This window comes from Bacteroidota bacterium (genome assembly GCA_018816945.1).
In the GTDB taxonomy this organism is placed as follows: domain Bacteria; phylum Bacteroidota; class Bacteroidia; order Bacteroidales.
In genome coordinates, this window is the sequence record JAHIVC010000095.1 from 1 (window position 1) to 7,668 (window position 7,668).

The 7,668-nt window shown below is 36.9% G+C and carries 7 protein-coding genes; 5 read left to right on the forward strand and 2 right to left on the reverse strand.

Annotated features, from left to right (window positions below):
* Positions 1 to 443 precede the first annotated feature (443 nt).
* Genes accC through KKG99_13775 form a run of 3 tightly spaced genes read left to right on the forward strand, consistent with a single transcriptional unit; the run spans position 444 to position 4,029 of the window.
* The gene (accC, locus tag KKG99_13765; GenBank protein MBU1014061.1) at positions 444 to 1,952 is read left to right on the forward strand and encodes an acetyl-CoA carboxylase biotin carboxylase subunit; all 1,509 of its coding nucleotides are present in this window, start codon (positions 444 to 446) and stop codon (positions 1,950 to 1,952) included.
* Between the two features lie 19 nt (positions 1,953 to 1,971).
* Positions 1,972 to 2,478, forward strand: coding sequence for a biotin/lipoyl-binding protein (locus KKG99_13770; GenBank protein MBU1014062.1), 507 nt, complete (start codon positions 1,972 to 1,974; stop codon positions 2,476 to 2,478).
* 15 nt (positions 2,479 to 2,493) lie between these two features.
* A complete protein-coding gene (locus tag KKG99_13775; GenBank protein ID MBU1014063.1) occupies positions 2,494 to 4,029 on the forward strand; it encodes a methylmalonyl-CoA carboxyltransferase in 1,536 nt (511 codons plus the stop codon).
* On the opposite strand, the gene KKG99_13780 is transcribed toward KKG99_13775, so the two are convergent.
* Both KKG99_13780 and KKG99_13785 read right to left on the reverse strand, forming a co-directional pair.
* The gene (locus KKG99_13780) at positions 4,030 to 4,377 is read right to left on the reverse strand and encodes an Hpt domain-containing protein (protein ID MBU1014064.1); all 348 of its coding nucleotides are present in this window, start codon (positions 4,375 to 4,377) and stop codon (positions 4,030 to 4,032) included.
* A gap of 14 nt (positions 4,378 to 4,391) precedes the next feature.
* On the reverse strand, positions 4,392 to 5,735 hold the full coding sequence (locus KKG99_13785) for a sigma-54 dependent transcriptional regulator (GenBank protein MBU1014065.1): 1,344 nt from the start codon (positions 5,733 to 5,735) through the stop codon (positions 4,392 to 4,394).
* A gap of 289 nt (positions 5,736 to 6,024) precedes the next feature.
* Here KKG99_13785 and KKG99_13790 point away from each other — a divergent pair, with 289 nt between their 5' ends.
* Entirely contained in the window at positions 6,025 to 6,597 is a 573-nt protein-coding gene (locus tag KKG99_13790; GenBank protein ID MBU1014066.1) for a TetR/AcrR family transcriptional regulator, read from the forward strand.
* Between the two features lie 38 nt (positions 6,598 to 6,635).
* Positions 6,636 to 7,463, forward strand: a complete 828-nt coding sequence (locus tag KKG99_13795) for an SDR family NAD(P)-dependent oxidoreductase (GenBank protein MBU1014067.1) — start codon at positions 6,636 to 6,638, stop codon at positions 7,461 to 7,463.
* The last annotated feature ends 205 nt before the right edge of the window (positions 7,464 to 7,668 follow it).

Consider the following 7,668-nt stretch of genomic DNA (forward strand, 5'->3'; position numbering starts at 1 on the left):
TGCTCATTAATTGTTGCTCTTTTTTTGTCATAGGTACAATTATAAGAATTGTTACCTAAATTGTGAAGAAATACACGGCTGGCAGGTTAAACTCATTTATCCCGATACGCGGAGTTAATCCCGCTCAAGCGGGGCTATCGGGATTCCTGCCTGTACTGCTGTTTAGGCAGGCAGGCGTTCATCTTACAGATTTCAATTCACTACGTTATTGAAATCTGAGTTTCACGAATAAATTGAGGTGAATCATTAATTACAAAATCAAATATTCCAAAATCTAATTTCAATTATTTATACAGAAAATAATCCGGAAGATTATCGTGTTAAATTATTAACAGTTAAGAGGATACAAAAAAACTATATCTTTACTGATAGAATCATGTTGTATTATATTGCCATCAATTTCATTAATTGAAGTGGTGGTAACACCGTTAAAAATTGTTTACATGATAAAGAAAGTATTGGTTGCCAATCGGGGCGAAATTGCAGTAAGGATCATCAGATCATGTCGTGAAATGGGTATCAAATCTGTAGCTGTTTATTCAGATGCAGATCGAACCTCAATGCATGTAAGGTATGCGGATGAAGCATATAATATAGGGCCCGCTCCATCAAACGAAAGCTATTTGGTGATGGATAAAATAATCGCGGTTGCAAAAAAAACAAATGCCGATGCGATACACCCCGGTTACGGGTTTCTATCGGAAAATGCAAAATTTTCTGAAAGATGCAAAGAAGAGGGCATTATTTTTATTGGACCATCAGCTTATGCCATCAGAACAATGGGCGATAAAATTACAGCCCGAAAAACAATGTTGGCGGCAAATGTGCCTGTAGTACCAGGTACAACCGAGCCATTAACTGATATTGAATCTGCCATAAAAACAATTAAAGAAATTGGCTTACCGGTAATGATAAAAGCTTCTGCAGGTGGAGGTGGTAAGGGTATGCGTTTGGTGCGAAAGGAATCAGAGATTGTCAGTTCGGTGAGTGCTGCAAAATCGGAAGCTATGACTGCTTTTGGTGATGATGCCATTTATGTCGAAAAATATATTGAATCACCTCACCATATCGAATTTCAGATACTTGCCGATCAACATCATAATGTCATACACTTATTTGAGAGGGAGTGTTCGGTACAACGACGGCATCAAAAAGTTGTCGAAGAAACCCCTTCTCCATTGATGAATGCCAAGATTAGGGCCGAAATGGGCGAACATGCAGTGGCCGCGGCAAAAGCAGTTGACTACTATGGTGCAGGAACCATTGAGTTTATTGTGGACGATCAATTGAATTATTATTTTTTGGAAATGAATACCCGCCTTCAGGTCGAACATCCGATTACAGAAAGGGTAGTTGGGGTTGATTTGGTAAAAGAACAAATAAAAATCGCCAATGGTGATGTCTTATCATTTAAACAAGAAGATCTTCGGCAAGAGGGTCATGCTATTGAATGCCGTATTTATGCTGAAGATCCTGATAATAATTTTATGCCAAGCCCGGGTGTTATTAAACATATTTCTGAGCCCTTGGGTTTGGGAGTTCGTCACGATGGCTATGTTTATGAAGGTTATGAAATCCCAATGTACTATGATCCGCTTATTTCTAAACTGATTGTTTGGGCTAAAACAAGAGATGAAGCCATTGCCCGTTTACGAAGGGCCCTTTACAATTATAAAATAACAGGCATAAAAACTTCGATAAAATTTTTAGCGAGGATATTGGAATGCCCCGATTTTAAATCAGGGAAGTACAATACCCATTTCATCGAAAAGAATTATGATTTCCTGATGACTAAACCTCCCAGTAAAGGTCATAGTCAAGAGGTTGCGATCATTGCGGCTTTTATCGATTATCTGGATAAAGCAAGTTTTCCGCAATGTGAAAAATCAAAACAACAGTTAGGAAATAATTGGAAGGATTTCGGAAGGAAAAAGAATGTATTGCGCTTTTAATATATTAAAATAAGTTTTTATGGCGTATGAAGTAAAAATAAACGATAAACTGGCAAAAGTTGAACTCCGCACCCGTGTAAGCAATAACGTTGAAATATTTATCGATGGCCAAAAATACGATGCCGATGTGGTCATGGTCGAACGGGGCGTTTATTCAATAATTTTGAACGGAATTTCGTATAATGTAGAGTTGATTGAAAATGGATCGAGTAAAAATTATTTAGTAAATACCCTATACGATTCGTTCGAAATAGAAGTCATTGATGCTGAAAGCAAGTATCTGAAAAGCAGGCTGAAAGATCTGGGAGATGATTCAAAAGTGATCTCTACCCCTATGCCCGGAAAAGTGGTGAAGGTTTTAGTGAAACCAGGAGATAATGTAAAGGCAGGTGATACTGTGATCATTATTTCGGCCATGAAAATGGAAAGCGAATATAAAGTTAAAAAAGACAGGATAATAAAAGAAGTACTGGTTAAAGAGGGGGACATCGTGGATGGTCACCAGGCTTTAATTGTCATCGAATAAAATAATTGGATTATGATGAACCTAGAAGATAAATTTAAAAAGTTTGAGCTGATAAATAAACAAGCGGAGCTTGGCGGCGGTATTGAAAGGATTGAAAGGCAGCATAAAGCCGGAAGATTGACAGCTCGGGAACGGATTGAAATTTTGCTTGATACGGATACTTTCGTAGAATTAGACAAATTTGTGATCCATAGGGCCACTGATTTCGGGATCGATAAGAACAAAATCCTTGGTGATGGGGTTGTATCGGGCTATGGCAAAATTGATGGACGGCTGGTTTATGTTTTTGCACAGGATTTTACCGTATTTGGAGGCACCTTGAGCCGTGCCAATGCCAACAAAATAATTAAAGTGATGGATTTGGCCATGAAAATGGGTGCACCTGTCATCGGACTTAACGATTCGGGCGGTGCACGCATCCAGGAAGGGGTTGAGAGCTTGGGCGCTTATGCTGATATTTTTTACAGAAATGTCATGTCTTCAGGGGTCATTCCTCAAATTTCTGCTATACTTGGCCCATGTGCCGGTGGTGCTGTTTATTCACCTGCTATGACGGATTTTATTTTAATGGTGAAAGATTCAAGTTATATGTTTGTGACAGGCCCAGAGGTGATCAAAACTGTAACGCACGAAGAAGTTACCAAGGAAGACTTGGGAGGTGCCATGACCCATAATTCGAAAAGCGGAGTTGCACATTTTATGGCCGATGATGATGAACAAGCCATGATGATGATTAGGGAGTTGTTTGGCTTTATCCCTTCAAATAATATGGAGGAGGCTCCTATAAAGGCATGCAGGGATGATGTTAAGAGAGAAGATGAAAAACTCCAAACCCTTATCCCGGCCGATCCGAACAAACCATATAACATGTTGGATTTGATCACCACCGTGGTTGATGACCATAATTTTTTTGAGGTACAGCCACATTATGCTCAAAATTTGGTGATAGGTTTTGCCCGTTTGGGTGGAAAATCGGTTGGTATCATTGCCAACCAGCCGGCTTATCTTGCCGGTGTATTGGATATCAGTTCTTCGACAAAAGGTGCACGCTTCGTTCGCTTTTGCGATGCATTCAACATTCCAATTATCACTTTCGTGGATGTACCAGGCTTTTTACCGGGAACAACCCAAGAATTTGGAGGCATCATCAAACACGGGGCAAAGTTGTTGTATTCTTTTGCAGAGGCCACCGTTCCTAAAATTACCGTAATCACACGTAAGGCATATGGTGGGGCATACGATGTAATGTCGAGCAAACACATTGGCGCAGATATCAATTTTGCTTACCCAACTGCCGAAATTGCGGTAATGGGCGCTGATGGAGCTGTCAATATTATTTTCCGGGATGCATTGACCGATGAACAAAAGAAAAAAGCCGTTGATGATTATCGAGAAACTTTTGCTAGTCCTTATAAAGCAGCTGAACTGGGGTATATTGATGAGATCATTTATCCGAAACAAACCCGGTATAAACTAATTGAAGCTTTGGAAATGACCGGCAATAAGAGCAAATCTAATCCATCAAAAAAACATGGGAATATTCCTTTGTAATTAAAGTTCAGTTTTGAAATCTATTTTAAGTTCATTCATGGTAACCTGAAGTTCTTGTTCTAGTTTTTGAATCAATGAAGGAAGCAATTCCAAATTTGATTTATTGTGGGCATAATCTTCTATAAGACGAATTTCACTTGTAACTGCCTTAATATTAAAATGATCAATACTTGTTTTTAGTTTGTGTGCATGAAATGCCAGAAGCTGATAATCTTTGTTAATAAGGTTGTTTTGGATTGAATTCAATATTTGTGGCCCATTTTCTAAAAAAATCTTAATCAATTTAATTAGCATTTCTTGATCATCACCTATAAATGCCTTAATCCTATCAAGACTGTAAGTTTTCATTGGCCTCCAAATATTTAAATTTCATTCCCTTTTAACATTCTATAAATAGTCGATTTCCCAATATCAAGCTTTTTAGCTACCAGTAATACATTGTTATTATATTTCTGCAAATAAAACTTGATGATTTTTCGCTCATAACCTTGCAATGTATCTTCTTCTATTAAGAAATCGCTCGTTCCATGAGCAGAATTGAAAGAAATATCTGATTCGTTGATAATATTATCATTTGCTAAAACTGCCGCCAATTCGATTATAGCTTTTAATTCACGAACATTGCCCGGATAAGGATATTTTAATAATTTTTCGGAGGCTTCGGATGAGATACTTGGCAAATCTACTTTATTATCTTTAGCGTACTCTTCCAAAAAGTATTTGGCCAGTACAATGATATCGTCCCCTCTATGCCTTAGAGGTGGCATTTCAATAGGTAATCCTAAAAGTCGGTAGTACAAATCCTCACGTAAATTCCCTTTATGAACTTCTTCTGATAAATCTTTATTTGTGGCTACAATTAAGCGGACGTCTATTTTTATGATGTCGTGTCCTCCAACCCGTGAAAATTCTCTCTCTTGCAAAACCCTAAGTAATTTAGTTTGCATATTGATATCCATTTCAGCGATTTCATCTAAAAATAAGGTACCCTTATTTGCAATCTCAAATTTTCCAAGCTTCCTGGTATTGGCTCCGGTAAATGATCCCTTTTCATGTCCAAATAATTCACTTTCAATCAACTCTCTTGGCACTGCAGAAACATTAATAGCAACAAATGGCTTTTTTGAGCGTGAAGAATTATAGTGAATGGCACGAGCGGCCAACTCTTTCCCTGTGCCTGTTTCTCCTGATAATGAAACAGTAATATTTGATTTTGCCGCTTTCTCTATTAACTCAAAAATTCCTTTAATTGACTGACTCTTTCCTTTAATGGCCTTATCAACTTTATATTTTTTCCCAATTTCTTCCTTAAGGGTTGAAATTTCCTGCTTTAAGCCAATGTTTTCTTTAATCTTGATCAGAGAGTTCCATAACCTGTCTTTGGTTTCTTCGTTCTTTTCAAGATAATCATAAGCACCTTCTTTAAGTAACTTGACGGCCGTAGCAATTTCTTCTTGCCCGGAAACAATAATTATTGGAATATCCTGGTCATATTCCTTGATTTTTAGCATAACCTCATGACCGGTAGTATCGGGAAGTGTAAAGTCAAGTGAAATTACTGAAGGCTTTTTATGTAAATTGGCAACACACTCTTTCCCTGTAAGATAGAGTTCTACCTCATAGTCGGGGTTTTTAGAAAGATGGTGCTTTAACATCTCTCCATAGAACTCATCATCTTCAACAATGAATATACGAAATGGGTTCATGTATGTTCTTTTTAAATTAATAATATATCCATTTGAAATTCATTCCCAAATGGAGATTTAGTACTCATACGTGTGTTTCTTAGAATAGTTCCCAGAATGGGAAAATAAAGTTGTCTTTTTTCTATGTCTGTTCCGATATCTTAGCGCAAGTCTTGTGAAATAACCTAATTTCATTTATTGTTTTTTCTTGGAAAATTTTAAATCTATTAAAACCATTAAATATTTTAAATAGTGCTGATTATTAAAATAAATTTGTTATAAATGAATATATATTCATTATATTTGCAGCGTGAGACCAAAGGATGATAATAAGATAAAGGCAATTTATGCAGCCACTTTGCACCTGAATGAAAATTTGGGTTTTACCGGTATGACAATGTCCAAAATAGCGAAGGAGGCAGGAATTGCAACGGGTACATTGTATATTTATTTTAAAAATAAGCATGAACTTATAAACAGTTTGTATTTACATTTAAAAAAGCAAAAGGCCAAAAATATACTTCATGAACTGAACTTAAACCAGCCATATAAAACTTTGTTTAAAAGCCTTTTTATTAGCAGTGTTGCTAATGCAATTGCCCATTTCAGGGAGTCTGCATTTCTAGAGCAATATTATAGGTCTCCATTTATTGATGAATTGGTTAAAATAGAAGGGATGCAGCCATTTACTCCAATCTTCCAAATAATTGAAGATGCCAAAAAAGACCTGGTTATTAAGGATGTAGATACAGTATATATCTTTGCCTGTATGAATGGATTGCTGAATGAATTCACAAAATCAATTAAGGAGAATCAACTTTTATGGAACGAAATTAGTCAGCAAATAATGTTTGACTTGCTTTGGGACTCCATCAAAAATTAAAAAAATTTAACATAGAAATGAATAAGAATTCAGTTAAAATGAAAAAAGAGGTAGTTTTAATTACCGGGGCTTCCAGTGGAATTGGAAAAGCAACTGCTATATTATTATATGAAAATGATTTTGTTGTCTATGCGGCAGCAAGAAGGCTGGATCGAATGAAGGATCTCGAAAAACTCGGGGTAAATATTTTATCGATGGATGTTACGGATGACAAATCATTGATAGAAGGTGTTGATCAGGTCATCAAAAAAGAAGGCCATATTGATGTATTGGTAAATAATGCAGGATATGGCTCTTATGGGGCACTTGAGGATGTTGCAATAGCGGAAGCTAAACGTCAATTTGAGGTAAATATTTTTGGATTGGCCAGGTTAACTCAATTGGTACTTCCTTTTATGAGAAAACAAAAGTCGGGCAGAATTATCAATATTTCTTCAATTGGTGGAAAATTTGGGGAACCGCTGGGTGTGTGGTATCACGCCACGAAATATGCGGTTGAGGGCTTAAGCGACAGTTTACGGCCGGAACTAAAACCTTTTGGAATAGAAACAATTATTGTACAACCCGGAGCAATTAATACTGAATGGGGTGGAATTTCGTTTGAAAGTATGGAAAAAGCTTCCGGTAAAACAGCCTATGCTCCCCTGGTAAAATTAAATGAACCCATGTATCGTAGGATGATTGAGAAACAGGAGGGTTCTGATCCGCTTGTCATCGCGAAAGTGATTTTAAAAGCAATTAAGTCAAAACGGCCGAAAACCCGATATGCCGCCGGAAAATTGGCCAAAATCTCATTGTTCACCCGAAGCATTTTAAGTGATCGTTGTTTCGATTGGATGATGGACAAAGTGCGAAAAATGGGATAATGGATATTTAATAAATTAAGACGTTAGACTTTAGATTCAAGACATTAGACACGACCTGCCGGCCGTGTATTTCTTCACAATTTAGGTAACAATTCTTATAATTGTACCTATGACAAAAAAAGAGCAACAATTAATGAGCAATAAATGGTTGTTAGTCATCAAAGAATACGAGCAAATAAAGAGTAAGACAAGCAAGCATTTTAAA

Bases quoted from the DNA above. Each gene is read 5' to 3' on its own strand.
- accC (MBU1014061.1), top strand. From the start codon at position 444: ATGATAAAGAAAGTATTGGTTGCCAATCGGGGCGAAATTGCAGTAAGG.
- KKG99_13770 (MBU1014062.1), top strand. From the start codon at position 1,972: ATGGCGTATGAAGTAAAAATAAACGATAAACTGGCAAAAGTTGAACTC.
- KKG99_13775 (MBU1014063.1), top strand. From the start codon at position 2,494: ATGAACCTAGAAGATAAATTTAAAAAGTTTGAGCTGATAAATAAACAA.
- KKG99_13780 (MBU1014064.1), bottom strand. From the start codon at position 4,377: ATGAAAACTTACAGTCTTGATAGGATTAAGGCATTTATAGGTGATGAT.
- KKG99_13785 (MBU1014065.1), bottom strand. From the start codon at position 5,735: ATGAACCCATTTCGTATATTCATTGTTGAAGATGATGAGTTCTATGGA.
- KKG99_13795 (MBU1014067.1), top strand. From the start codon at position 6,636: ATGAAAAAAGAGGTAGTTTTAATTACCGGGGCTTCCAGTGGAATTGGA.